Annotated in this window: 26 protein-coding genes; 13 read left to right on the top strand and 13 right to left on the bottom strand. The window is 64.4% G+C overall.

Annotated elements, in window-relative coordinates; genetic code table 11:
• Window positions 1-182 precede the first annotated feature (182 nt).
• The 5 genes from J7392_RS14455 (at window position 183) to J7392_RS14435 (ending at window position 5,307) form a co-directional block, all read left to right on the top strand.
• Entirely contained in the window at window positions 183-575 is a 393-nt protein-coding gene (locus J7392_RS14455) for a cytidine deaminase (RefSeq protein WP_067267269.1), read from the top strand.
• Between the two features lie 4 nt (window positions 576-579).
• Window positions 580-1,884, top strand: coding sequence for a thymidine phosphorylase (locus J7392_RS14450; RefSeq protein ID WP_209218230.1), 1,305 nt, complete (start codon window positions 580-582; stop codon window positions 1,882-1,884).
• Window positions 1,884-3,074 carry a phosphopentomutase gene (locus J7392_RS14445; RefSeq protein WP_209218229.1) on the top strand — a complete coding sequence of 397 codons (1,191 nt, stop codon included), beginning with the start codon at window positions 1,884-1,886 and terminating at the stop codon, window positions 3,072-3,074. Before J7392_RS14450 ends, J7392_RS14445 begins: the two co-directional genes overlap by 1 nt.
• Before the next feature lie 70 nt (window positions 3,075-3,144).
• Window positions 3,145-3,786 (top strand): uracil phosphoribosyltransferase, encoded by a 642-nt coding sequence (gene upp, locus J7392_RS14440; RefSeq protein WP_067263778.1) that lies wholly within the window; start codon window positions 3,145-3,147, stop codon window positions 3,784-3,786.
• Between the two features lie 87 nt (window positions 3,787-3,873).
• Entirely contained in the window at window positions 3,874-5,307 is a 1,434-nt protein-coding gene (locus tag J7392_RS14435; protein WP_209218228.1) for an SPOR domain-containing protein, read from the top strand.
• 69 nt (window positions 5,308-5,376) lie between these two features.
• Here J7392_RS14435 and J7392_RS14430 read toward each other — a convergent pair whose 3' ends face one another.
• The gene (locus J7392_RS14430) at window positions 5,377-6,390 is read right to left on the bottom strand and encodes a hypothetical protein (RefSeq protein WP_209218227.1); all 1,014 of its coding nucleotides are present in this window, start codon (window positions 6,388-6,390) and stop codon (window positions 5,377-5,379) included.
• Window positions 6,391-6,474: 84 nt separating this feature from the next.
• A complete protein-coding gene (locus J7392_RS14425; protein ID WP_209218226.1) occupies window positions 6,475-8,100 on the bottom strand; it encodes a long-chain-fatty-acid--CoA ligase in 1,626 nt (541 codons plus the stop codon).
• A 94-nt stretch (window positions 8,101-8,194) separates the two neighbouring features.
• Here J7392_RS14425 and J7392_RS14420 point away from each other — a divergent pair, with 94 nt between their 5' ends.
• Both J7392_RS14420 and J7392_RS14415 read left to right on the top strand, forming a co-directional pair.
• Window positions 8,195-9,127, top strand: coding sequence for a DMT family transporter (locus J7392_RS14420; RefSeq protein WP_209218225.1), 933 nt, complete (start codon window positions 8,195-8,197; stop codon window positions 9,125-9,127).
• Window positions 9,124-9,765 carry a sulfotransferase family 2 domain-containing protein gene (locus J7392_RS14415; protein WP_209218224.1) on the top strand — a complete coding sequence of 214 codons (642 nt, stop codon included), beginning with the start codon at window positions 9,124-9,126 and terminating at the stop codon, window positions 9,763-9,765. The genes J7392_RS14420 and J7392_RS14415 overlap by 4 nt, the downstream gene beginning before the upstream one ends.
• 224 nt (window positions 9,766-9,989) lie before the next feature.
• Here the strand turns inward: J7392_RS14415 and J7392_RS14410 are convergent, their stop codons facing one another.
• From J7392_RS14410 to J7392_RS14380, 7 genes are all read right to left on the bottom strand, one after another.
• Window positions 9,990-12,191 (bottom strand): 3-hydroxyacyl-CoA dehydrogenase NAD-binding domain-containing protein, encoded by a 2,202-nt coding sequence (locus J7392_RS14410; protein WP_209218223.1) that lies wholly within the window; start codon window positions 12,189-12,191, stop codon window positions 9,990-9,992.
• Between the two features lie 21 nt (window positions 12,192-12,212).
• Complete coding sequence (locus J7392_RS14405; RefSeq protein ID WP_209218222.1) at window positions 12,213-13,427, bottom strand: acetyl-CoA C-acetyltransferase; 1,215 nt, start codon at window positions 13,425-13,427, stop codon at window positions 12,213-12,215.
• A 15-nt stretch (window positions 13,428-13,442) separates the two neighbouring features.
• A complete protein-coding gene (locus J7392_RS14400) occupies window positions 13,443-14,081 on the bottom strand; it encodes a glutathione S-transferase family protein (protein WP_209218221.1) in 639 nt (212 codons plus the stop codon).
• 134 nt (window positions 14,082-14,215) lie between these two features.
• A complete protein-coding gene (locus J7392_RS14395) occupies window positions 14,216-15,364 on the bottom strand; it encodes an acyl-CoA dehydrogenase family protein (protein WP_209218220.1) in 1,149 nt (382 codons plus the stop codon).
• A gap of 23 nt (window positions 15,365-15,387) precedes the next feature.
• Complete coding sequence (locus J7392_RS14390; RefSeq protein WP_067261198.1) at window positions 15,388-15,600, bottom strand: hypothetical protein; 213 nt, start codon at window positions 15,598-15,600, stop codon at window positions 15,388-15,390.
• Between the two features lie 50 nt (window positions 15,601-15,650).
• Window positions 15,651-17,432: an acyl-CoA dehydrogenase C-terminal domain-containing protein gene (locus J7392_RS14385; protein ID WP_209218219.1), complete on the bottom strand. Its 1,782-nt coding sequence runs from the start codon at window positions 17,430-17,432 to the stop codon at window positions 15,651-15,653.
• 52 nt (window positions 17,433-17,484) lie between these two features.
• Window positions 17,485-17,886, bottom strand: coding sequence for a MerR family DNA-binding transcriptional regulator (locus J7392_RS14380; RefSeq protein WP_209218218.1), 402 nt, complete (start codon window positions 17,884-17,886; stop codon window positions 17,485-17,487).
• 185 nt (window positions 17,887-18,071) lie between these two features.
• Here J7392_RS14380 and J7392_RS14375 point away from each other — a divergent pair, with 185 nt between their 5' ends.
• Both J7392_RS14375 and J7392_RS14370 read left to right on the top strand, forming a co-directional pair.
• Window positions 18,072-18,833, top strand: coding sequence for a LuxR family transcriptional regulator (locus J7392_RS14375; RefSeq protein WP_209218217.1), 762 nt, complete (start codon window positions 18,072-18,074; stop codon window positions 18,831-18,833).
• 99 nt (window positions 18,834-18,932) lie between these two features.
• Window positions 18,933-19,157, top strand: coding sequence for a hypothetical protein (locus J7392_RS14370; RefSeq protein ID WP_209218216.1), 225 nt, complete (start codon window positions 18,933-18,935; stop codon window positions 19,155-19,157).
• Window positions 19,158-19,166: 9 nt separating this feature from the next.
• Here J7392_RS14370 and J7392_RS14365 read toward each other — a convergent pair whose 3' ends face one another.
• Window positions 19,167-19,547 carry a MerR family DNA-binding transcriptional regulator gene (locus J7392_RS14365; protein WP_209218215.1) on the bottom strand — a complete coding sequence of 127 codons (381 nt, stop codon included), beginning with the start codon at window positions 19,545-19,547 and terminating at the stop codon, window positions 19,167-19,169.
• A gap of 118 nt (window positions 19,548-19,665) precedes the next feature.
• On the opposite strand from J7392_RS14365, the gene J7392_RS14360 reads away from it, so the two are divergent.
• Genes J7392_RS14360 through J7392_RS14350 form a run of 3 tightly spaced genes read left to right on the top strand, consistent with a single transcriptional unit; the run spans window position 19,666 to window position 21,972 of the window.
• A complete protein-coding gene (locus J7392_RS14360) occupies window positions 19,666-20,088 on the top strand; it encodes a PaaI family thioesterase (RefSeq protein WP_209218214.1) in 423 nt (140 codons plus the stop codon).
• Entirely contained in the window at window positions 20,085-20,597 is a 513-nt protein-coding gene (locus J7392_RS14355) for a PaaI family thioesterase (RefSeq protein ID WP_209218213.1), read from the top strand. Before J7392_RS14360 ends, J7392_RS14355 begins: the two co-directional genes overlap by 4 nt.
• Window positions 20,598-20,634: 37 nt before the next feature.
• Complete coding sequence (locus J7392_RS14350; protein ID WP_209218391.1) at window positions 20,635-21,972, top strand: MATE family efflux transporter; 1,338 nt, start codon at window positions 20,635-20,637, stop codon at window positions 21,970-21,972.
• Here J7392_RS14350 and arsC read toward each other — a convergent pair.
• From arsC to J7392_RS14335, 3 genes are read right to left on the bottom strand one after another with little or no spacing between them, the layout of a single operon-like run.
• Entirely contained in the window at window positions 21,969-22,310 is a 342-nt protein-coding gene (arsC, locus tag J7392_RS14345; protein WP_209218212.1) for an arsenate reductase (glutaredoxin), read from the bottom strand. The genes J7392_RS14350 and arsC overlap by 4 nt on opposite strands.
• Window positions 22,307-23,350 (bottom strand): quinone-dependent dihydroorotate dehydrogenase, encoded by a 1,044-nt coding sequence (locus J7392_RS14340; protein ID WP_209218211.1) that lies wholly within the window; start codon window positions 23,348-23,350, stop codon window positions 22,307-22,309. Before J7392_RS14340 ends, arsC begins: the two co-directional genes overlap by 4 nt.
• Window positions 23,347-23,697, bottom strand: coding sequence for a DUF952 domain-containing protein (locus J7392_RS14335; RefSeq protein WP_209218210.1), 351 nt, complete (start codon window positions 23,695-23,697; stop codon window positions 23,347-23,349). Before J7392_RS14335 ends, J7392_RS14340 begins: the two co-directional genes overlap by 4 nt.
• 129 nt (window positions 23,698-23,826) lie before the next feature.
• On the opposite strand from J7392_RS14335, the gene J7392_RS14330 reads away from it, so the two are divergent.
• Entirely contained in the window at window positions 23,827-25,386 is a 1,560-nt protein-coding gene (locus J7392_RS14330) for a bifunctional metallophosphatase/5'-nucleotidase (RefSeq protein ID WP_209218209.1), read from the top strand.
• Window positions 25,387-25,509 lie beyond the last annotated feature (123 nt).

The following is a 25,509-nucleotide window of genomic DNA, read 5'->3' as shown; positions in this document are numbered from 1 at the left end:
TAATTTTCGCGCGCAAGCAAAGCGGCTTTTGGCGGGGGCGGTCTGGGTGCCGGATGGCTTTGCCCCAGCGTCGCCCTTGCAGGTCATTTTGCGCGGGCTTTAAGAGGCGATTGAGGGGACATGTGGTTTTGCATCGCACAGGGCGGGGCAATTTTCTATAGTCCGAGAAAAGGGAGAGCCTAATGACTGATTTGCGCGACGCGGCTGTGTTGGTGCGGGAAAACGCCCATGCGCCCTATTCGAATTTCAAGGTCGGCGCGGCGATCCGCACCGCCTCGGGGGCGGTGTTCAGCGGCTGCAATGTCGAAAACGTAGCCTACCCGCAGGGCACCTGCGCCGAGGCAGGCGCGATTGCCGCCATGGTGGCGGCGGGCGAGCGTGAGATCGCCGAGGTCTATGTCGTGGCGGGCAGCGATATGCCGGTGACGCCTTGCGGCGGCTGCCGCCAGAAATTGGCGGAATTCTCGGGCGGGGATGTATCCGTGACCATGGCCACCGTGGCGGGCAAGGAGCAGCAGACCACCATGGGCGACTTGCTGCCGGGGGCCTTTGGCGCCGCCCATATGCAGGGTTAACCGCATGAGCGCGCGGGACATTCTGGCGCGGCTGCGCCATGGTGAGGCATTGGATGCAGAGGCGCTGACCTGGATGGCCGGTGCGCTGGCCGATGGCGGTGTGAGTGACGCGCAGGCCGGGGCCTTTGCCATGGGCATTTGCCTTAATGGCTTGGACCAGCAGGGCCGCGTGGCACTGACCCTCGCGATGCGCGATTCGGGGCAGGTGTTGGACTGGGACTTGGACGGCCCCGTGCTCGACAAACATTCGACCGGCGGGGTGGGCGATTGCGTCTCGCTGATCCTCGCCCCCGCGCTGGCCGCCTGCGGGGCCTATGTGCCGATGATCTCGGGCCGGGGGCTGGGGCATACGGGCGGCACGCTCGACAAGCTGGAGGCGATCCCCGGCGTCAGCACCCAGTTGGAAGAGGCGCAGTTTCGCGATGTCGTGAGGGAGGTGGGTTGCGCCATCGTCAGCGCCAGCGGCGACATCGCCCCGGCGGATCGGCGGCTTTATGCGGTGCGGGATGTGACCTCGACCGTGGATTCGCTCGATCTGATCACCGCCTCGATCCTGTCGAAAAAGCTCGCCGCTGGGCTGGATGGGCTGGTGCTGGATGTAAAGGTCGGCTCGGGCGCTTTCATGAAGGAACTGTCGCAGGCGCGCGCCTTGGCCGAGGCGCTGAGCGGCACCGCCACGGCGGCGGGTTGCCCCACAACGGCGGTGATCAGCGACATGAACCAGCCGCTGGTGCCGAGCCTTGGCAACGCGCTGGAAGTGGCCGAGGTGATGCGGGTGCTGACCGGGGCGGTGACGGGGCCGATCCTTGATGTGGCGGCTGAATTGGGTGGTGGGCTTCTTGCCAATGGCAGTTTGGCCGCGACGGCTGAGGCGGGGGCCGAAGCCTTGCGCGCGGCGGTCCGCGATGGCCGCGCGCTGGAGCGTTTCACCCGGATGCTCAGCGCCATGGGCGCACCCGCCGATTTCGCCGAAAACTGGGAGCGTATTCTGCCCAAAGCCCCCGTGATCCGCGCAGTCCCCGCGCCGCGCGGCGGCTACGTGAGCGCGATCGACGGCGCGGCACTCGGCATGGCGGTGGTCAACCTCGGCGGGGGCCGGGTGGTCGAGGCGGACCAGATCGACCCGGCGGTGGGCCTGTCGCAGGTGCGGCGCTTGGGCGAAGAGGTCCGCGCGGGCGCGCCTTTGGCCACGGTCCACGCGGCGGAAGAGGCGGCTGCGGATGCGGCAGAGGCGGCGGTTCTAGCGGCGATCACGCTTGGTGACAGGGCGGTTGAAGCGCCGAATTTGATCTTGGAAAGGATCGGCTGATGGGACGTGCATTCTTGGTCGTGATCGATTCCGTCGGCATCGGCGGCGCGCCAGACGCGGGGGATTTCTTTAATGGCGACCTGCCTGACACCGGGGCCAATACGCTGGGCCATATCGCGCAGGCCTGTGCCGCGGGAGAGGCTGAAGAGGGGCGCAGCGGGCCGCTGGCCCTGCCCAATCTCGACCGGTTGGGCCTGGGCGCTGCGCTGACGCTGGCCAGCGGGATGGAGGCGCCGGGGCTGGGTGCTGCGCCCGAAGGCCGCTGGGGGGCTGCGACGGAGGTTTCGCAGGGCAAAGACACCCCCTCGGGCCATTGGGAATTGGCCGGGCTGCCGGTGCCCTGGGCATGGCATTACTTCCCGGATGAGACGCCTGCCTTTCCCGCAGACCTCACCGCAGAGGTCGCGCGGTTGGCGGGCACCGATGGCATTTTGGGCAATTGCCACGCCTCTGGCACGGCGATCATCGAACGGCTGGGGGCAGCGCATTGCGAAAGCGGCTGGCCGATCTGCTATACCTCTGCCGACAGCGTGTTCCAGATCGCCGCCCACGAAGAGACCTTTGGCCTCGACCGCCTGCTGAAGCTTTGCGAAGACATCGCGCCGCGGCTGCATGAGATGAAGGTCGGCCGTGTCATCGCGCGGCCCTTCTCTGGCGGACCGGGCGCCTTTGAGCGCACCGCGAACCGGCGCGACTATGCCATCACGCCGCCCAAACCGGTGCTGACCAACTGGGTGCAGAACGCCGGGGGGCGGGTCTATGCGGTGGGCAAGATCGGCGACATCTTTACCATGCAGGGCATCGACGAGCTGCGCAAAGGGCCGGATGCCAAGCTGATGGATCATCTGCATGATCTGGTGGATGAAGCCGAAGAGGGCAGCCTGACCTTCGTCAATTTCGTGGAGTTCGACAGTCTTTACGGGCACCGCCGCGATGTGTCGGGCTACGCCCGCGCGTTGGAGTGGTTCGACGCCGAGATCGGCAAGGTGATCGCGGCGCTGCGGGAGGGCGACATGCTGGTGGTGACGGCGGACCATGGCAATGATCCGACATGGGCGGGCAGCGATCACACCCGCGAAAGGGTGCCGGTACTGGTCGCCGGGACCGGGGCGGGGGCGTTGGGGCAGATCGGCTTTACCGATGTCGCAGCCCTCGTCGCCGGGCATCTGGGGGTAGAGGTGCCGCAGTAGCCGCGCAGCCTTTGCTTGCGAGCGGGGCGCTTGTGCGGCTAGAAGCAGGGCAAATAAAGGAGCCTGCCGCATGACCGATACCCCCAATCACCTGACGATCGTCGACCATCCGCTGGTGCAGCACAAGCTGACCATCATGCGCGACAAAGCCACCTCGACCGCCGTCTTCCGGCAGTTGCTGCGCGAGATCAGCCAGCTTTTGGCCTATGAGGTGACGCGCGGCCTGCCGATGACAACCAAACGGGTCGAGACCCCGATGCAAGAGATGGACGCGCCAACGCTTGACGGCAAGAAACTGGCGCTGATTTCGATCCTGCGGGCGGGCAACGGGCTGATGGATGGGGTGCTCGAATTGATCCCCTCGGCGCGGGTCGGTTTTGTCGGTCTCTACCGTGACGAAGAGACCCTCCAGCCGGTGCAGTATTACTTCAAAGTGCCCGAGGCGATGGAAGACCGTTTGGTCATCGCCGTGGACCCGATGCTGGCCACCGGCAACTCTTCGGTCGCGGCGATCAATCTGCTGAAAGAGGCAGGCGCCACCAATATCATCTTCCTTTGCCTGCTGGCTTCGCCCGAGGGGGTCGCCACGATGAAAGCCGCGCATCCGGATGTGCGCATCGTCACGGCCTCGCTGGACGAGTCCCTCAACGAAAAGGGCTATATCATCCCCGGTTTGGGCGACGCGGGCGACCGGATGTTCGGCACCAAGTGATCGGGTAAGTTTCGCTAATCAGCGCGCGGTGCTTTACTCAGGCCGCGCACTGATGCATCGTTCTACCAGATAGTGTGGGGGCATTAGATGACACTTACCAGAAGTATTGCCATGGCGATGATCGTCGCAGCCTTGGGCGTCGGCGGATCGCAGACCCAAGCGCAGGACAGCCGCAGCCAACCGGCAGAGTTTCCGCCGGCCTCTTACAAGGGCAAGCAATATGTCGACAGCGCGGGATGTGTGTTCATCCGTGCGGGCATCGACGGCAATGTGTCTTGGGTGCCCCGCATGAGCCGCGCGCGCGAGCAAATCTGCGGGTTCCAGCCCACAAACGGCGTGAAAGTGGCAGAGGCCAAGGTTGAGGCGGCGCAGACCAAAGTCGACCCCGCCCCGGCCAAGAGGCCCCCAGCCCGTGTCGCCGAAGCGCCCGCGCCCAAGGCGAAGCCGAAAGCCCCCGTGGCTCGGCCCGCGCCGCAAAAGGTGGTGCGCCGTGTCGCGCCAGCCCCGGCGCGTAGCACTGCCCCCAAAGTCGTGCGCGAGACCGCGCCGCGGCCCGTGCCCGTGGTGCCCAGCAAACCCGTCGCACTGGCCGCTCCGGCACCGGCTGGCTTCGTCACCGCGTGTCCCGGCGCTTCGCCCCTGTCGCAGCGCTATATGCGGCGCGGGGATGGCTATAGCGTGCGCTGCGGTCCGCAGGCGGAGCCGATTGTGACAGGCCGTCTTGCCCCTTCGAGCCCGCAGCGCGGCACCGCACCGCAGCCCTACCGCAGCGCGGGTGTGATGCCCGGCGTTGCCGCTGCACCCGCGCGGATCGTAGCGCCTGCCGCCGTCACCGCCCCGGTGGTCAGCGCCAAACCCGCCCGCGCCGTGGGCACGCAGACGCGGATCGTGCCGAAACATGTGGCGATCAATCGGGTGAACACGACCAATGTGAAAGTCCCGAAAGGATACCGGAAGGTTTGGGAGGACGACCGTCTGAACCCGCACCGGGCCGAGCAGACCTTGGAAGGCCGCGCCGACATGCTGTTGGTCTGGACCCAGACCCTGCCGCGCCGTTTGGTCAACAAGGCCACCGGCGAAGACGTGACCGCCAAGGTGCCGCTGATCTATCCCTATCTCGATATCGAAACGCAGCGCCGCAAGCTGGGACGGGTCAAGATCGTCGAGCGGGATGGCCAAGTGGTGAAACGGGTGCTGCGCTACCGCAACGCCGCGCCGATCCATCGGGATGCCCGCCCGATCAAGACGGCCCCCGTCTATTCCAGCCGCTCGGCCCCGACAGCCCAGCCCAGCACCAAAGCGGGCTATGTGCAGGTCGGTGTCTTCGGCAGCCCCGCCAATGCGCAGCGCGCGGCGCGGCAGATCGCGGCCTTGGGCCTGCCCGCCCGCATCGGCAAACAGACCCGTGGCGGCAAGACCTATCACAGCGTTCAGGCAGGCCCCATCGCGGGCGGCTCTGCCCAAGCGGCGCTTGGCCAATTGCGCCGGGCAGGATACCGGGACGCCTATCTGCGGCGCTAAGCGTTTTGCAATCAAGGTAAAAGGCCAGCCGCGGTGTTCCCCGGCTGGCCTTTTTCTTGGGCCAGTCCGTCAGCCGCCGCAGATGCTTTGCAATCTCAGCCAATCGGCATCCGACATCAGCGGCGCGGTCAGCTTGCCGTTCATCGGGTCACCTTCGATCAGGGGCAGGGTGCTTTCGCCGGTGATGTCACGCGCAAAGGCATAGGGTTTGCTGCGCAGCTCGGCTTTGGCAAATCGCGCCAGTTGAGCCTCGACCGGCGGGGTCGCGGCGGGGCGCATCAGCAGTTGCTCGGCATAGGCATCCAGCGCCTCGGAAGAGATATCGCCGGTGGTCAGCAGGCGGAAATTCTCGCGCAGGCCCACAGCCTCCAAAAGCGCGCGCAGCGGGTCATGTTCCCGGCGCGCCACATCCTCGGTCAGCACATAGCCCGCGGCGACATCGGGCTCTTCGTAATCCTCCAGCACCGCGCGGTCGAGCACGATGAGCCGCCCCGGCAGATGCAGGCTGGCGCGGGTCATATCGGGTAGGATGGCCACGCGCCCGACCTCCAACCGTTTGGTGAGCCGCGCCAGCGCGGCGCTGCCGCCGGGGCTTTCGCAGGCGGGGCCAGAAACGCGTTCCAGCCGCTTGAGCAGCGCCGTGCCCAATGAGACGCGCTTGACCTCTGGCACCACTTTGATCGCATGATCGCGCAGTGCGCCGGGCATCCAAAAGACCGCCAGTGCCGCCACCACCGCGACGGAGGCCAACATGCCGACCGACCGCAAACGCCCCGGCTTGGGACGGCTGCGATTGATCGCGCGGCGCAGCTTTTCGATGGCCTCGATCATCTCGGTTTCATTCTCGGGCAGTTCCAGCGTCTCGCCCGGGTCACCGTCGGGATGATAGAGCGCGGGGGTCTGGTTCGGATTGGCCCTGTCGACGGCGGCCAGCGACCAATGGGTCAGCGCCTGATCCTTGAGATCGCTGATCACCAGCGTCGCGTCACCGATAGAGACGATCACCTCGCGCCGCTGCGCATCGGGCGTGGCGCGCCAAAGGCCCGTCGCTTCGAGCCGGGCGTATTTTGTCAAGGCGGTCATGGGGTTCTGCTGCGGGCCTGTCAGTTTTCGCCACTCTACCACGCGCTGCGGGATCAGCAATGGCAGGTGACATAATGCCCCGCCTTAGAGGTCCGCCGCCTGCTTGCGCAACTCGAACTTCTGGATCTTCCCGGTGGAGGTCTTGGGCAACTCCCCGAAAATCACCCGCTTGGGCGTTTTGAACCCGGCAAGACGTTCGCGGGCGAAGGCGATCAGCGCCTCTTCGCTGGCCTCCGACCCCGGCTTCAACTCGACAAAGGCGCAGGGCACTTCGCCCCATTTCTCATCCGGTTGCGCCACCACGGCGGCGAGGTTGACCGCGCCGTGGCCCATCAACACGCCCTCGACCTCGACGCTCGAAATATTCTCTCCGCCCGAGATGATGATGTCCTTGGCGCGATCGGCGATCTGGATGTAGCCGTCGGGATGCTGCACCGCGATGTCGCCGGAGTGGAAGTAGCCGCCCGCAAAGGCTTCGGTCGTGGCGTCGGGGTTCTTGAGGTAGCCTTTCATCACCGCATTGCCGCGGATCATGATCTCGCCCTGTGCCGCGCCGTCACGTGGGGTTTGGGCCATCTCGGCGTCCATCACGGTGATCTCTTCCATCATCGGCATGGCGACACCTTGGCGCGCTTTGATCCCGGCGCGTTCGGGTTCGGGCAGCCCGTCCCATTTGCCTTGCCAGAGACATTCGGTGACATGGCCAAAGGTCTCGGTCAGCCCGTAGACCTGCGTGACGTTGAACCCCAGCTTTTCGATCTTCGACAGGGTCGCGGGGGCCGGGGGCGCGCCCGCGGTGAAAACCTCGACCCGGTGATCGAAGGCGCGGCGGTCTTCTGCGTCCGCGTTGACCAGCATGTTCAGCACGATGGGCGCGCCGCCGAAATGGGTGACGCCGTGATCGGCGATGGCGTCATAGATCGCCGCCGCGGTGATGTCGCGGCAGCAGACCAGCGTGCCGCCCAAAAGCGGCATCATCCAAGTGTGGTTCCAGCCGTTGCAATGAAACAGCGGCACGATCTGCATGAAGACCGGGCGCAGCACCATCTGCCATGAGATCACCGTGCCCATGGTCATCAGATAGGCGCCGCGGTGGTGATAGACCACGCCCTTGGGCCGCCCGGTGGTGCCGGAGGTGTAGTTGAGCGCGAGGCTCTCCCATTCGTCCTGCGGCATGGTCCAGGGAAAGTTCGGATTGGCCTCCGCCAGCAACTCTTCGTATTGCGGGTGCCGTCCGCTGGCGGGGAAACCGGCAGATGCGTCCGGCACTTCGATGATGGCGGGGCAGGTGCCCTCCATTCGCGCGCAGGCATCCTCGGCCAGCGGCAGGAATTCGGTATCGACCAAGAGCACCTTGGCGCCGCCGTGGTCGAGGATATAGGCCACCGTGTCGGGATCGAGGCGAATGTTGATGGTGTTGAGCACGGCCCCGCAGGCGGGCACGCCGAAATGCGCCTCGGCCTGTGCGGGCAGGTTGGGTATGAGGGTGGCGACCACATCGCCGGGGCGCACGCCGATCTCGGCCAGTAACGCGGCGAGGCGGGTGCAGCGGTCATGGTACTGGGCATAGGTGACCCGGTGATCGCCGTGGATCACTGCCGTCTGGTTTGGGAAAACCTCTGCGGCGCGGGCCAAATGCGACAAGGGCGTGAGCGGCACGAAATTCGCCGCGCATTTCTCAAGCCCGCTTTCATCCGTCATCCACCCCATGCGACCCCTCCCAAGGCATTGGTTGCGATTTGGGGTTGAGTATTGCTGCCCGGACGTGACTTTGAAAAGAGGGCAGGAGGGAAAAGGAGGGCAGATGCAGGACACAGCGGTAAAATCGGGGCTGGCGGCGCTTTGCGCGGTGAGCGGTATGGCGGCCTTGGGGCTGACGGATAATTTCGTCCCTTTCATCACCGAGCGCGGGTCGCTCTGGCAGTTTCACTTCCTGCGCGGGCTTATGGCGGTGGCGATCCTGATGGTGCTCGCGGCCCTGGGTTTCGGCATCTTGCGCCCGCGGCGGTTCTGGGCCGTGGCCGGGCGCAGCCTGTTTCAGGCGGGCGCGATGTTGATCTATTTCGGCTGTCTGGCTTTTCTGCCCATCGGGGTGGTGGTGGCCGGGCTGTTCACCTCGCCGCTTTTCGTGCTGATGATCTCGGCCCTGTTTCAGGGCAAACGCGTCGGCCCGTGGCGGTGGGGAGCCGTGGCCGTGGGCTTTGCCGGGGCCTTGATGGTGATCCGCCCGGACCCGAGCGATCTTGACCCCGTGGCCTTCCTCCCGCTGTTGGCCGGGGCGCTCTATGCCATCGGTGCCGTGGCGACGCGGGCGTGGTGCGAGGGGGAGAGCACGATGGTGATGACCGCGGGCTTCTTCGGCATGTTGGCAGTCATGGGCGGCATCGGTGTCTTGGTCCTGCCGGGGGCGGAGGTGGCGGGGGCCGAAGGTTTCGTCAGCCGCACATGGGGGCCGCTTGACGGCGCGATGTGGTTCTGGATCGCGGTGCAGGCGGTGGGCTCGCTCATCGGCATCGGCTTTCTGGTGCGCGGCTACCAATTGGGAGAGGCCGGGCATGTGGCGATTTTCGAGTATTCGCTGCTGATCTTCGCCAGTTTCTGGGCCTATATCCTTTGGGACCAAGAGGTGCCGCCCTTGGCATTCGCGGGCATGGCGTTGATCGCACTGGCCGGGGCGGTGATCGCCCTGCGCAGCGATGAGCCTTCGACCCTGCGCGCGCCGGAGGCGGTGGAGTGATCATCAGTCGCGGTCGGCGTTACGTCTTCGTTCATATCCCCAAGACCGGGGGCACCTCACTGGCGCTAGCGCTTGAGGAGCGCGCGATGAAAGACGACGTTATGCTGGGCGATACGCCGAAAGCGCGCAAGCGGCGGCGGCGGGTGCAGGGGGGGCAGGCGGCGGGGCGGCTGTGGAAGCACTCGACACTGGCGGATATCGACGGGTTGGTGACGGAGGAGGAACTCTCGGGGCTGTTTTGTTTCACGCTGGTGCGCAACCCATGGGACCGGGTGGCGAGCTACTATCGCTGGCTGCGGGGGCAGGGGTTCGATCATCCGGCGGTGGCGCTGGCGAAGGCCACGGATTTTGCCGGGTTTCTGCGGCATCCGCAGACGCAAGCCAGCCTGCGGGCATGGCCTGCGCGGCGGTATATGCAGGATGCGGCGGGGCGGGAGCGCTGTGATCTCTATATTCGGCTGGAGCATTTTGCCGAAGATGCGGCGCCGTTGTTTGAGCATCTTGGGTTTGAGTTGGAATTGCCGCGTGTGAATGCCTCGGAGGGGCAGGCGGCCTATACACCCGAGTTGCGCGATTTGGTGTCGGAGATCTGCGCCGAGGATATCGCGCGGTTCGGCTACGGTTACCAAGAGCACTAGGGCCAGCGCCTGCCTGTGGGTTGGCGACCCGCGCGGCGTCGCTGCCACTTTATCGTTCAACCGTGGCGTGTCATCGCGAGGGCAGGCCCAACCTCGCCAAATCGCCTACCCGGGGGACGGGCAGGCGATGGCCCGGCGCCTGCGGCTTGATTCCGGGCCGGGTGGCATCACAGGCGATGACCCTCCTACCAATAAAAAGGGGCGCCGAAGCGCCCCTCTGCCCCTTACGCCGCCTTGGCGTCCGGGTTGAACCGTCCATAAAAGCTCTGGTTTTTCTGCGCCATCTCGCGCAGCAGGTCCGGGCAGGCAAAGCGCTCACCGTATTTCTCGGTCAGCTCGTCACAACGCTCCGCCGCATAGGGCGCGCCGATCATGTCGAGCCAGCTCAGCGGGCCGCCGGACCAGGGCGCAAAGCCCCAACCGAGGATCGCGCCCACGTCGCCCTCGCGGATGTCCATCAAGACACCTTCCTCCAGCGCACGCACGGCTTCCAAGGTCTGCGAGAACAGCAAGCGGTGCTGCACCTCGATCAACTCGGGCTGCTCGTCGGCCACGGGGTACTTGTCCCCCATGCCCTGCCACAGACCCTCGCGCTTGCCCTTGGCATCATAGCTGTAGAAACCGGCGTTGGCCTTGCGGCCCAGACGGCCCTCTTCCTCCATCCAGAACACCAGCGGGTCGATGTCGTCGTTCGGATAGGCATCGCCCATCGCCGCTTTGGTCGCCCGGGCGATCTTCGCCCCCAGATCGATCGAGGTCTCGTCCATCAGCTGCAGCGGGCCAAGCGGCATGCCGACCAGCTTCGCGGCGTTCTCGATCAGCGCGGGCTCGACACCCTCCTGCACCATGCGCACACCCTCGTTGATGTAGGGAATGATGCAGCGGTTGGCAAAGAAGAAGCGCGCGTCGTTGACTACGATCGGGGTCTTGCGGATCTGGCGCACGTAGTCGAGCGCCTTGGCCACGGCCCGGTCACCGGTCTCTTGCCCCTTGATGATCTCCACCAGCAGCATCTTCTCGACGGGCGAGAAGAAGTGAATGCCGATGAACTGCTCCGCGCGGCTCGACGCCTTGGCCAGATCGGTAATCGGCAGGGTCGAGGTGTTGGAGGCGAAGATGCAATCTTCGGGGATCACGGCTTCGACCTTCTGGGTCATCTCGGCCTTAACCTTGGGGTCCTCGAAGACCGCCTCGATGATCAAATCACACCCCTTCAGCGCCTCGAGATCGGTGGTGGCGGTGATCAGGTCAAGCGCCTTGGCCTTCTTCTCGGGCGTGGCTTTCTTGCGGGCGATGCCCTTGTCGAAATAGCCCTCGGTATAGGCCTTGCCGCGGTCGGCGGCCTCCTGCGTCTGGTCGATCAGCACCACCTCGATCCCGGCCTGCGCCGAGACCAGCGTGATGCCGGCACCCATCATGCCCGCACCCAGAACGCCCAGCTTCTTCACGCGCTGGTCCGGCACGCCTTCAGGTCGCACGGCCCCTTTCTCAAGCGCTTCCTTGTTGAGGAAAAGCGAGCGGATCATGTTGCCCGACGACGGGTTCATCAACACGTTGGTGAACCAGCGCGCCTCGACCTTCAGAGCCGTGTCGAAAGGCACCAGCGCGCCTTCGTAGACCGCCGACAAAAGCGCCTTGGCCGCAGGATAGACACCCTGCGTCTTGCCGTTCACCATCGCACTGGCGCCAACAAAGGTCATGAAACCCGCCGGATGATAAGGCGCGCCGCCGGGCATTTTATAACCCTTGGCATCCCACGGCTTCACCATATCGGCGTCCTTGGCATTCAGCACCCAGTCGCGCGCTGCGGCCATCGGATCTGCGCTGACCTCATCAATAATCCCGGCCTTCTGGGCAGCAGCAGGGGCGACCATTTTGCCTTCAAGCAAGAAGGGCGAGGCCGCCATGGCGCCGAGCTTGCGCACCATCCGCGTGGTGCCACCGGCCCCGGGGAAGATGCCCACAAGGATTTCCGGCAGGCCAATCCGCGCCTTCGGGTTATCCGCCGCAAAGGTGCGATGCGTCGCCAGCGGCAGCTCCAGCCCGATGCCCGCGGCGGTGCCGGGGATCACACAGGCAACAGGCTTGCCGCCCTTGTTGGTCTTGGGGTCCATGCCCGCGCGCTCGATCTTGCGCAGCAGGGCGTGCATCTGCATCGTGCCCTCGAAAAGCCCCTTGGCCGGATCGTCGCCCGCGTCTTCCTTCATCTTCGCCAGCAGGTTCAAATCCATGCCGCCGGCAAAGGAGCCTTCCTTGCCGGAGGTGATGACGATGCCTTTGACGGCGTCATCGGCCAGCGCATCGTCGATGTGCTTTTCCAGATCGCGCAGGCCCTCGAAGGACATGACGTTCATGCTCTTGCCCGGCACGTCCCAGGTGATGGTGGCGATGCCCTCGGCATCCTTGTTCATTGTGAAATCGGTCATTCTCTTGCTCCCTTACGCGGCTTACACGCGCTCGATGATGGTGGCGGCACCCATGCCGGAGGCGATGCAGAGCGTGGCGAGCCCCACTTCCTTGTCGGCGCGCTCCATCTCATCAAGCAGAATGCCGATGATCATGGCGCCGGTGGCGCCCAGGGGGTGCCCCATGGCGATGCCGCCGCCGTTCACGTTCACTTTGCTGTCGTCCACATCAAAGGCCTGCATGAAGCGCAGCACCACGGCGGCAAAGGCTTCGTTGACCTCGAAAAGATCAATGTCGCCGATCGTCATGCCGTTGTCTTTGAGGATCTTCTCGGTCACCGGCACCGGGCCGGTCAGCATGATGGTCGGATCGGTGCCGATCTTGGCGGTGGCGCGGATGCGGGCGCGGGGCTTCAGCCCGTGCTGCTCGCCAAACTCTTTGTTGCCGATCAGCACGGCGGCGGCACCATCGACGATACCGCTCGAGTTGCCCGCGTGGTGGATGTGGTTGATCCGCTCCAGATGGGGATATTTCATCAACGCGACCTTATCAAAGCCGGGCATCACCTCGCCCATCTGCTGGAAGGCGGGGTTCAGACCGCCAAGCGACTGCATGTCGGTCTGCGGGCGCATGTATTCGTCACGGTCGAGGATCGCGAGACCGTTCTGGTCGCGCACGGTGATGACGGATTTGTCGAAGCGGCCCTCTTCCCAGGCCCGCGCGGCACGCTGCTGAGACTGCATGGCCAGTTGGTCGGCCTCGTCACGCGAGAAGCCGAACTCGGTGGCGATGATGTCCGCCGAGATACCTTGGGGCACGAAGTATTTCTCCATCGCCAGCGTCGGGTCCACGGCGATCGCCGCCCCGTCGCTGCCCATGGCTACGCGGCCCATCATCTCGACACCGCCGGCGATATAGCCGTTGCCCGCGCCGCCTTTGACCTGGTTCGCGGCGAGGTTCACCGCTTCCATGCCCGAGGCGCAGAAACGGTTGATGGCCAGACCCGGGATGCGCTCATCGAGATCCGAGGCCAGCACCGCCGAGCGGGCCAAGCAGCCGCCCTGTTCCATCACTTGGGTGACGTTGCCCCAGATCACGTCCTCGACGGCATGGCCTTCGAGGTTGTTGCGCTCTTTCACGGCGTTCAGGGTCTGGGCGGAAAGCCGCAGCGAGGTCACCTCGTGCAAAGCGCCGTCCTTGCGGCCCTTGCCGCGCGGGGTGCGCAGGGCGTCGTAGATGTATACGTCTTGGGTCATGTCATGTCCTCCGGGTCAGGCGCGGTCAGCAGGGCTGCCGGGCATCAAATCATACGGGGCTTTCCAGCCCGGCGTTTCGCTCAGACGCGTAAGCCACGCGTCGATATGCGGCCAGTCGCTGCGGTCAAAGCCAAAGGGCTCGGGGTAATAAAGATACCCGCAGCAACTGAGATCCGCGTTGGTGATGTCGTCGCCCACGATCCAGTCGCGGCCGTCGAGATGGTCGTTCAGCACGCCATAGGCCGCCTTGAGCCGGCCTTGATTAAAGGCGATGACCTCGGCGGGACGTTTGTCTTCGGGCAGGAAGTTCATCAGAAAACGGGTCATCCCGGCAACGGAGCTAAGCTTGTGGTTATCCCATAGCACCCAACGCAGGATTTCGCGCCGTTCCGTCGCGTCGCGCCCGCCGAATTTGCTCGTCTTTTCCGCGACGTAATCCTGAATCACGCCCGATTGGGTGAGCCGCAGATCGCCGTCGATCATCACCGGCGCCTCGCCCATGTTATTGATCTGCGCGCGGTAGTCGGGCTGGCGCGTCTGGCCACCGAAGAAGTCCACCTTCACCGGCTCCCAGTCGAGCCCCGACAATTCGAGCGCCAGCGCCGCCTTGTAGGCGTTGCCCGATTCGCCAAAGCAATAAAGCTGTATGGTCACCTGTCGTTCCTCCTCTTATGTCGGCGCCCGCTGTAATGTCGGACGGTATTTATGAAAGGATGAAGGGGACAGGGGGCGCCTTATCTTCATCCTTTTTCAAATACCTCTGCACCGGTGTTTCGACCCGCGCGCGGCTAGAGGTTGCGCGCGATCAGTTCCTTCATGATCTCATTGGTGCCGCCGTAAATGCGCTGCACCCGCGCATCGGCCCACATTTCGCCGACGGCATATTCCTGCATGAAGCCGTAGCCGCCGTGCATCTGCAAGCAGACATCCAGCACCTCGCCTTGGGTATCGGTGAGCCAGTATTTCTGCATCGCCGCCTTGTCGACGCTGAGTTCGCCGCGCAGGTGTTCCGCGATACATTCGTCGAGGAAGGCGCGGGCCACCGCGGTCTTGGTTTTGACCTCGGCGAGTTGGAAGCGGGTGTTCTGGAACTGGGTCAGCGGGCCGCCGAAGGCTTCGCGTTCCTTGCAGTATTGTATCGTGCGCGCCACGGCGCCTTCCATGGCGCCGACCGCGCCGCAGCCGATGATCAGGCGTTCCTGCGGCAGCTGCTGCATCATCTGGTAGAAGCCCTGGCCCTCGTCCTGGCCAAGGATGTTCTCGGGGGGGATTTCGACATTGTCGAAGAAGAGCTCGGAGGTGTCGGCGGCATGCAGGCCGATCTTGTCGAGGTTGCGGCCGCGCTGGAAGCCTTCGGCCTTGTCGGTCTCCACGACGACGAGGCTGACACCCTTGGAGCCTTCCTTGGGGTCGGTCTTGGCCGCCACGATGATCAGGTTGGCGTGCTGGCCGTTGGTGATGAAGGTCTTTTGGCCCGAGAGCTTGTAGGCGTTGCCCTCGCGGATCGCCTTGGTCTTGATGCGCTGCACGTCCGAGCCGGTCGAGGGTTCGGTCATCGCCAGTGCGCCGACCAGCTCGCCCGAGACCATCTTGGGCAGCCAGCGTTTTTTCTGGTCCTCGGTGCCATAGGCGAGGATGTAATGCGCAACGATGCCCGAGTGGATGCCGTGGCCCCAGGAGGCGAGGTTGGCGCGGGAGCCTTCGATGAGGATCGCCGCCTCATGGCCGAAGTCGCCACCAGCGCCGCCGTATTCTTCGGGGACCGAGGGGCAGAGCAGGCCGAGCTCTCCGGCCTGGGCCCATGTGTCGCGGTCCATCTGGCCCTGCTTGCGCCATTTCTCGAAATGCGGCGCCCATTCGGTGTTGATGAACTGCGCCGTCATGTCGGCGATCATCTGGTGTTCTTCGGTCATCCAGCTGGATGTTTTGGTCTGCATCTTCTGGCCCCCTCCCCAAGGGTTCAGCGTTTGCGGGCGTCCAGTTCGGCGTTGAACAGGCGCAGCCGCGCGATCAGGTTTTCCTCGTTCATGACCGAGTTGAAATTCTCGAACAGGAACGACAGCGCTTCCCCCTCATCAAGACCTGCGTCGGTGCTGAACTTCTTCAGCCTGCGGTAGCCCTCCTCGGTCATGGCGACGGGGAAGCGGCGGGTCAGGCGGAAGCGTTTGGGCATGGTCTCTCCGGGTGTTGGGCAGGGCGGGGGGCTTGCCCCCACCCCCCGTTTTAGAAGTTTGCGGCCTCCAGCGCCATGACCGTATCCGCGCCCGATTGGATGCGGGTCAGGTGCAAGGCCGTGGCGGGCAGTTGGCGCGCCATATAGTAGCGGCCGGTGGCAAGCTTGGTCTCGTAGAAGGTGGCGTCGCCGCTGCCGTTCTTCAATGCTTCTTTCGCCGCCAGACCCATCTTGGCCCACATCAGGCCGAGGCAGACATGACCGAACATATGCATGAAGTCATTGGACCCGGCGAGCGCGTTGTTGGGGTTCTTCATGCCGTTCTGCATGAAGTACATGCCCGCCGATTGCAGGTCCTTGCTGGCCGCCTTCAGGGGCTCAAGGAAGGCCGCGTCGAATTCGGCGTTTTGGCCTGCGTTGTCCTTGATGAAGCCCTTCACGAGGTCGAAGAAGGCCATGACGTGCTTGCCGCCGTCCTGCGCCAGTTTGCGGCCCACGAGATCAAGCGCCTGCACGCCATTGGCCCCTTCGTAGATCTGGGCGATGCGGGCGTCACGGGTGAATTGGGACATGCCCCATTCCTCGATATAGCCGTGGCCGCCGTAGACCTGCTGCGCCTTTACGGTCATGTCGTAGCCTTGGTCGGTCAAGAAGCCCTTGATGACCGGGGTGAGCAGCGACACGAGGCCATCGGCGTCCTTATCCTCGGCGCGGTGCGCCGCGTCGATCATCGTGGCCCCCCAGAGGATGAAGGCACGGGCGGCTTCGACGAAGCTTTTCTGGTCCATCAGCGAACGGCGGATGTCGGGATGCACGATCAGCGGATCGGCGGGCTTTTCGGGGGCGACGGCACCGGTGACGGCACGGCCCTGCAGGCGGTCCTTGGCGTATTCCAGCGCGTTTTGATAGGCCACCTCGGCCTGTGCCAGACCCTGCATGCCGACGCCGACGCGGGCTTCGTTCATCATGGTGAACATGGCGCGCATGCCCTTGTGTTCGGTCCCCAGCAGATAGCCAGTGGCGCCGTCGTAGTTCATCACGCAGGTGGAGTTGCCGTGGATGCCCATTTTCTCTTCGATGGAGCCGACGGAGACGCCGTTACGCTCCCCCAAAGATCCATCTTCGTTGACCATGAACTTCGGCACGATGAAGAGCGACACGCCCTTGATGCCCTCAGGCCCGCCTTCGATCTTGGCCAACACGAGGTGGATGATGTTGTCGGCCATGTCATGCTCACCGGAGGAGATGAAGATCTTCTGGCCAGAGATCTTGTAGCTGCCATCGTCCTGCGGGGCCGCCTTGGTGCGCATCAGGCCCAGATCGGTGCCGCAATGCGGCTCGGTCAGGTTCATGGTGCCGGTCCACTCGCAGGAGACCATCTTGGGCAGGTATGTGTCCTTCTGTGCGTCGGTGCCATGGGCAAGGATCGCCGAGGCCGCGCCATGCGTCAGGCCTTGGTACATGGTGAAGGCTTGGTTCGCCGCCGAAAACATCTCGCCCACGGCGGTACCGAGGACGTAGGGCATGTTCTGCCCGCCGTAGGCTTCGGGCATGTCGAGGCCGGGCCAGCCGCCTTCTTTCACTTTTTCAAAGGCTTCCTTAAACCCCTTGGGCGTATAGACGACGCCGTTCTCCAGACGGCAGCCTTCCTTGTCGCCCACGACGTTCAGCGGAGCGAGCACTTCGGAGGTGAGCTTGCCCGCCTCTTCTAGGATGGCGGAGGTGAAATCAGGCTCCAGCTCATCATAGCCGGGGGTCTTGCTTTCGGTCACCTTCAGCACGTCGTGCAGAACGAATTGCAGGTCTTTGGTGGGGGCTGTGTAACTGGGCATCTTTGCTCTCCGGGTCGTCTTTTTATGGATGTGAGGGGCGGCGTCGCCGGGGCTATTCGGCGGCGCGGCGGGGTTGGTTCATGGAGGCGATCATCTTTTCCCCCCATTTCAACTGGTCCTTGAGGTCTTCGATGGCCTCGTTCAGCTCTTCGCGGCGCGACTCGAGGTCGGTCAGACGGGCGCGGGCGATCTCATAGGCCGCGGCGATCTGCGTCTGTTGCTGGTCGCCCATATGATAAAGGTCGAGCAGCTGGCGAATTTCTTCGAGGCTGAAGCCAAAGCGCTTGCCGCGCAGGATCAGCTTGAGCCGGGCGCGATCGCTTTTGGTGAACAGGCGTTTCTGGCCCTCGCGCAATGGGAAGAGCAGCTCTTTCGCTTCGTAGAACCGCAGGGTGCGGGGTGTCACTTCGAAAGCGTCGCACATCTGGCGAATGGTCAGCGTGTCGGCGGTCATCTCATCACTCTCCAATCGTCGTTTCGAGACTTCAGTTGGGGGCTGGCATTTCTGATACAATGGGAGTTGACGTTGACGTAAGTGATACGTTGCGTCACTTTATGCGCAGGGTAATTTCCTTTAGGTTTGAAAGAGGATCGGGCGCGTGCCGCCGCCACGGCGCTGGGCAGCAAAACGGGTAGGAGATGGCAAACTTCGATCAAAATGGGCCGAAGACGCTGGACGGGCTGGTCCACTGCGCGCAGAACGCCACGAGTGCGGCGGGCATTTTGGCCTGCGGTCTTGGCTATTTTCAACGGTTTGAGATCGATCTGGTCAGCTATCACGGGGACAGCCCCGGCGCGCCCGCGATCCTTTATCAGTTCGACGGGAAGGGCGCGGTGGGGGCGCAGTGGCATTCGCAGTTTTTGGATGTGGAAAAGCTGCGCGAAAGCCCGGTGGAGGCGCTGGCCCGGCAGCAGGTGATGCCGATCTACTGGTCGGATGTGGCCCGCACCGCGCGGCTGACTGCTGCGGAAAATCACTATATGAAAGGGTTGATGCGGCGCTATCCGAATGATGGCATTTCGCTCAGGGTGCATGGCCCGGGCAGGGATTCCGCCGTGGTAGGACTGGGGTTTTCCGCCAAACAGGCGCGTCTGTCGCCGGAGGCGTTGTACAAACTTCTCAGCGCCGCCCAGATCGCGCATCTGCGCTATTGCGCCTTGGCCGAAAGCCAATCGCCGCGTGATTTCGGCCTGTCCCCGCGCGAGGTTGAGGTGTTGGAATGGATCGCCACGGGCAAGAGCAACGGGGTCATTGCCGAGATACTTGGGATTTCGCCTCATACAGTCGATACGATTGTGCGGCGGATTTTCTCCAAACTTGAGGTGAATGACCGCACCACCGCGGCCATTCGCGGGCTGGGGGCAGGGCTGCTGCGCCGCCCGAAAGAGGGCGCGCCCTAGGGCAAGGTTGACCTCGCGTCGCTGTCGCGTGACTGCGTGACATGACCCCACGTCGTGGGGGCTGTAGGTGCGGGCGCTCGACCTAAAGAGGCACCAGGCATGTCAGAAAAACAAGAGCAGACAGGTAGCGGGGCTGAAAACGGTTCCGTGGTAGAAACGCGCGCGCGCGTGGTTGCAGAGCTGAAAGGCGCGTCCGAGACCATCGAAAACGGCGCATTCGATCTGGCCGGAGACGCGAGCGCGGATGTGGTGTCCGATCTCATCCGCATCACGGCGGATTTGCAGATGCTCATCGGGCAGTTGGCGCAGCGCAACAGCCGCTGAGCCCGCCGCTCAGCTCTTGTCCGAGGCGATGGCCGCGGCGGTGTCGTCGCGCAGTTTTTGCAATTCCGCCATGGCTTCGTCCAACTGGCGGCGCTGCTCGGCCAGTTCTTCCAATTGACCATCGGCCATGGTGACCCAAGTGCGCATCTGCGCCTCGGTCCCCTCTTTTTCGTAGATCAGCAGCCACTGGCGGATGTCCTCCAGCGCGAAGCCGAACTTGCGGCCCCGCAGGATCAGCTTCATCCGCGCCCGTTCGCGTGGGCCATAGAAACGCGAGCGCCCCTCACGGTGCGGTTGCAGCAATTCGATATACTCGTAATAGCGCAACGTGCGTGGCGTCACGTCAAATGCCGCGCACATCTCTTTGAATGTCAGGCGTTCATCGTCCAAAGCATCTTCTCCCTTCCGGCAAACTATGGTCACGCGCGGGGATGCGCAACAGGCGGTCTTGCCCTTTGGCTATCTCGCCCTGATAAAGGACAAAACCAGAGGCAGAGGGTTGGGTTGCATGTCTGACAAATTAAAGCTGGCGCGACAGTTCATTCAGGCGCTGCCCCATTCCTTGGCTCTGGGGATGGAGTTGCAGGAGTTGGGCGATGGCTCTGCCGTGATCACCATGCCCTATGACGACAAGCTGATCGGCGACCCGCAGACCGGGGTGATCAGCGGCGGGGCGGTCTCAGCGCTGATGGACACTTGCTGCGGGGCTGCGGTGATGAGCCATCCGAGCAACCCGGCGGCCACCGCCACGATGGATCTTAGGATCGAATATCTGCGCGCCGCCACACCGGGGCAGACGATCATCACCCGCGCGACCTGCTATCACGTCACCCGTTCGGTCGCCTTCGTGCGGGCCACGACGACGGATGAGGACGCCGACAACCTTGTCGCCACGGCGACCGGCACTTTCACCGTGGAGGGGCACACATGACCACACGTCGCAAGCCGGAGCCGGTTCAGGTCATCAAGCAACGCCGCGACGGGGTGCTGCGCGCCATGGTCGAAGGCGTGCCCTACATCCGCTTTCTGGGCATCGAGTTCGAGCGCCGTGGCGATGAGCTGACCGGCATCATGCCCTTTTCCGAGCAACTGATCGGCAACCCGATCCTGCCCGCCCTGCATGGCGGGGCCACGGCGGCCTTTCTTGAGGCGACCGCGATCATCACCCTCAGCTGGGGGCTGATCTGGGAGGACATGGAAAGCGGCGCGCTCGATCTGGACAATCTGGATGCCGACCACTTGCCGCGGCTGCCCAAGACGATCGATTTCACCGTGGATTACCTGCGGTCGGGCCTGCCGCGCGATGCCTATGCGCGGGCGCGGATCAACCGGTCGGGGCGGCGCTATGCCAGCGTCCATGTCGAGGCATGGCAGGATAACCGCAGCCGTATTTTCGCGCAGGCCACAGGCCATTTCCTGATGCCGCAACGGCGTGGCTGAGCCGCAATCAGAGACAGAGCCGCTGACCGAGGCAGAGGTGCGCGCGGTTGAGCGTGGCACGCTGGCGGCGCGTGATGTGGTGACCCACCGCCGCGTGCTCAAGATCGCGGTTCCCATTGTCATCTCCAACGCCACCGTGCCGATCCTCGGCGCGGTCGATACCGGCGTGGTGGGGCAGATGGGCGCCGCTGCCCCGATTGGCGCGGTGGGGCTGGGGGCGATCATCCTCTCGGCGCTCTACTGGATTTTCGGCTTTCTGCGGATGGGCACGGTGGGCCTCACCGCGCAGGCGGCGGGCAATGGCGAAGAGGGCGAGGTCGCCGCGCTGCTGACGCGCGGGCTTTTGATCGGCGCGGGGGCGGGGCTGGCCTTGATGGCGCTGCAATGGCCGCTTTTCTGGGCCTCGTTCCAGATCGCCCCCGGATCGCCCGAGGTCGAGGGGCTGGCGCGGCAATATATGGCGATCCGCATCTGGTCTGCCCCCGCCGCGATCTCGATCTATGCGATCACGGGCTGGCTCATCGCGCAGGAGCGCAGCCGCGCCGTGCTGGTGTTGCAGGTCTGGATGAACGGGCTGAACATTCTGCTGGATCTGTGGTTCGTCCTGGGCCTCGGCTGGGGCGTGGAGGGCGTGGCCATCGCCACCTTCCTTGCGGAGTGGAGCGGCGCGGCCTTGGGCCTGTGGTTCTGCCGCGCGGCTTTCGCAGGGGTGGCGTGGCGCGATTGGGCGCAGGTCTTTGACGGGCCGCGCTGGACGCGCATGATGCAGGTGAACACCGATATCCTGATCCGCTCGCTTTTGTTGCAGGCGATCTTTGTCTCCTTTCTCTTCATGGGGTCGGGCTTGGGCGATGTGACCTTGGCGGCCAATCAGGTGCTGCTGCAATTCCTGATGATCACCTCCTACGGGCTGGACGGTTTCGCCTTCGCCGCCGAGGCGATCATTGGCCGGGCCTACGGCGCGGGGCAGCGTGATGTGCTGCGGCGCGGGGCGGTGCTGACCTCCGCTTGGGCGCTGTTGGTTAGCCTGCTGTTGGCGGTGGTCTTTGCCGCCAGCGGTGGCGCGATTATCGACCTGATGGCCAAGGCCCCGCAGGTGCAAGAGCTCGCCCGGGTCTATCTGCCCTATATGGTCGCGGCGCCGCTGCTGGGCTGTGCGGCCTATATGTTCGACGGCATCTTCATCGGCGCCACGCGGTCGCGCGACATGCGCAATATGATGCTGGTGTCGTTTCTGATCTTTGCCGTGACCGCGCTGGCATTGGTGCCGAGCTTGGGCAATCACGGGCTTTGGATATCGCTTCTGGTGTCCTTCGTGGTGCGCGGCATCACCTTGGCGCTGCGCTATCCGGCGTTGGAGCGCGCGGCGGGCTAGAGCAGCGCCTGCACCGCTTCGGGCGGGCGGCCGATCACAGCGCGGCCATTGGCAAAGGCGATGGGGCGTTCGATCAGGATCGGATGGGCGGCCATGGCGTCGATCAGAGCCTCTTCGGGGCTGTCCTTGCTCAGGCCCAGCTCTTTGAACAGCTTCTCGCCCGTCCGCATCATCTTGATCGCAGGCAAACCAAGGGTGTCGCGGGCGGCGATGACCTCATCCCGTGTCGGCGCGTCTTCGAGGTAGCGGCGGAGGGTTGCTTCCACCCCCGCCGCTTCGATCAGCGCCAGCGTCTGCCGCGATTTCGAACAGCGCGGGTTATGCCATAGGGTGATCATAGCCAATCCTCGCGTTTGCTGCCCACGGCCTCGGCCACGTTAGCGAAACCGTCGCGGGCCAAGAGTGCATCCAGCCCGGTGGTGATCTCTCGCACCAGTCCGAGACCGCCGAAGACCAGCGCGGTGTAAAGTTGCAGGGCAGAGGCCCCCGCGCAGATCTTGGCATAGGCGGTCTGCGCGTCCGACACCCCGCCGACGCCGATCAGCGGAATATCCGTCAGCCCCGCCAGCCGCGCCAAGACGCGGGTCGAGCGGTCGAACAGCGGCGCACCCGACAGACCACCCGCTTCGCCTGCATGGGCGCTGGCAAGGCCAGTCCGGTCAAGCGTGGTATTGGTCGCGATGATGGCAGCAACGCCCGATTTTTGGGCAACCTCGGCCACATCCTCAATCTCGGCTTCGCTGAGATCGGGGGCGATTTTCAGGAAAACCGGCGTGGCGCCGCGCACGTCCATCACCCCTTCGAGCAGGGCCGAGAGCGCCGCCTTGCCCTGAAGGTCGCGCAGCTTCTCGGTATTGGGGGACGAGACATTGACCGTCGCGAAATCGACGTGATTGCGCGCGGCGGTCATCACGCGGGCAAAGTCGGCGGCCCGGTCTTTGCTGGTCTTGTTCGCACCAAGGTTCAACCCCACCGGCACCCCCGCGCCACGGCGCGAAAGCCGGGCGCAGATCGCTTCCATCCCCTCGTTGTTAAAGCCGAAACGGTTGATCGCGGCGCGGTCCTCGGTCAGGCGAAACAGGCGCGGGCGCGGATTGCCGGGCTGGGGCAGGGGCGTGGCGGCCCCCACTTCGACAAAGCCAAACCCGGCGCGGGAGAGGGGGGCGATTGCGGTGGCGTTCTTGTCAAACCCCGCCGCCAGCCCAACCGGGTTCGGCAGGTCCAGCCCGGCAAGCGTGGTGTGCAGCCGCGCCGAAGTCTGCGGCCCCGGCGCGGGCGCAAGCCCTGCGCGCAGCGCGCGGATCGCCAGACCATGGGCCGCTTCGGGATCGACCCGGTGCAGCGCCCGCAGGCCCAGCCTTTCCAAGAGCGGCGTCATTTGCTGGCCTCGCCCAATCCTGCGGGGAATTCATGCACGCCATCCACCAGCGGCAAGGGCTGCGCCCAAACCACGTCTTCGATCTTGAGCGGGCGGTAGAGATGGGGGAAAAGCGCGCCGCCCCGCGACGGCTCCCATTCCAGCGCATCGCCCAGAGCGTCGGCCTCTAGCGCGAGCAGGAACAGGCCGTCCTCCCCCTTGAAATGTTTGGCAGCGGTTTCCGCCGCCTGTTCGGCGGTGGAGAAATGCACATAGCCATCGGTAACGTCGATCGGCGCCCCGTCCGAGACCCCATTCTTGCGCAGCGCAGCCCATTCGTCTGCGCGGAATATCTTGAAAATCAGCATGGCTTCTGATGCCCGCCGGGCGGGGCGGGGTCAAGACCCGCGGGTGACCATAGGGCAGGTCATATGACCTTTGACACGGGCCAAACCCCGCGCCACGATACCGGCATAACAAGCAACAGGGGAACTATCATGAAACGATTCCTGACCGCGACCGCCGCGCTGGCTTTGACCAGCGGCATGGCGGCGGCTGAATATAATCTGACCATTCTGCATACCAATGATTTCCATGACCGGTTCGAGCCGATCAGCAAATATGACGGCCCCTGCAGCGCCGAGGATAATGCCGAGGGCAAATGCTTTGGCGGTGTCGCGCGGATGGTTACCGCCATCGAAGCCGCCCGCGAACGCGCGGGCGAGAACCACCTGCTGCTGGATGCGGGCGACTGGTTCCAAGGCTCGCTTTTCTACACGCGCTACAAGGGCGACATGGCGGCCGAGTTCATGTCAAAGCTCGACTATGACGTGATGGCCGTTGGTAACCACGAGTTTGACGACGGCCCCGAGGGGCTGGCCGATTTCGTGGCCAAGGTCGATTTCCCCGTGCTCTCGGCCAATATCGACGTGAGCGGTGTCGAGGGGCTGGAGGGCGAGATCGGCAAATCCACCGTGGTTGAGGTTGGTGGGGAGCGGATCGGCATCGTTTCCGTCCTTGCCGAAGATACGCCCGAAACCTCCTCGCCCGGGGCGGAGGTGATCTTCTCCCCCGCAGCCGACGCGGCACAGGCCGAGATCGACGCGCTGACCGAGGATGGGGTTAACAAGATCATCCTGCTCACCCACATCGGGCTGGCGGGCGACAAGCGGCTGGCCGAGGAGTTGACCGGCGTCGACCTGATCGTCGGCGGCCATTCCCACACGCTTCTGAGCAACAGCGAGGAACGGGCCGAGGGCGCTTACCCGACCATGGTCAACGACGTGCCGATCGTACAGGCCTATGCCTACAGCAAGTATCTGGGCGAGGTGAATGTCACCTTCGACGACGCGGGGGAGGTGACCGCGATTTCCGGCGATCCGATCCTGCTCGACGCCTCGGTCGAAGAGGATCAGGCGACGGTCGATCTGGTGGCCGAACGCGCCGCCCCGCTGGAGGAGCTGCGCCAGAAGGTCGTGGCCGAGACGTCGGAAACCATCGAAGGCAGCCGTGACATCTGCCGCGCGCAGGAATGTGCGATGGGCAACCTTGTCTCTGACGCGATGCTGGACCGGGTGAAGGATCAGGGCATCGACGTGGCGATCTCCAACGCGGGCGGTCTGCGCGCCTCCATCGACGCGGGTGAGGTGACCATGGGCGAGGTGCTGACCGTGCTGCCGTTCCAGAACACGCTCTCGACCTTCCAGATTAGCGGCGCGACCCTGCTCGAAGCGCTGGAAAACGGGGTGAGCCAGTTGGAAGACGGCGCGGGCCGTTTCCCGCAGGTGGCGGGCATGTCTTATACCTTTGATCCCAAGGCCGAGCCCGGCAGCCGCATCAGCGATGTGATGGTGGGTGGCGAACCGATTGATCCCGAAAAGACCTATGGCGCCGTGTCCAACAACTATGTCCGCAATGGCGGCGACGGCTACGCGATGTTCAAGGACGCCGAGAATGCCTATGATTTCGGCCCCGATCTGGCGGATGTGACGGCGGAGTATCTGGCGAAGAACGGCAGCTACAAGCCCTACACCGATGGCCGCATCAAGATGAAGTAAGGGCCTCGGGCCTTAGCGAGTGGGCGCGTCCAGCGGGGTGCGCCCTTTTTGTTTGTGAATAGCCGGGCAGGGCCTACGCCCTTGCTTTCGGGCTGATGCCCAAGCTGCGCGCCCCCCGCAAGC

Source organism: Sulfitobacter sp. R18_1 (assembly GCF_017743915.1).
Lineage (GTDB): Bacteria > Pseudomonadota > Alphaproteobacteria > Rhodobacterales > Rhodobacteraceae > Sulfitobacter > Sulfitobacter faviae.
The sequence above is the reverse complement of the archived record's forward strand: the minus strand, read 5'-3'. Positions and strand labels throughout refer to the sequence as shown.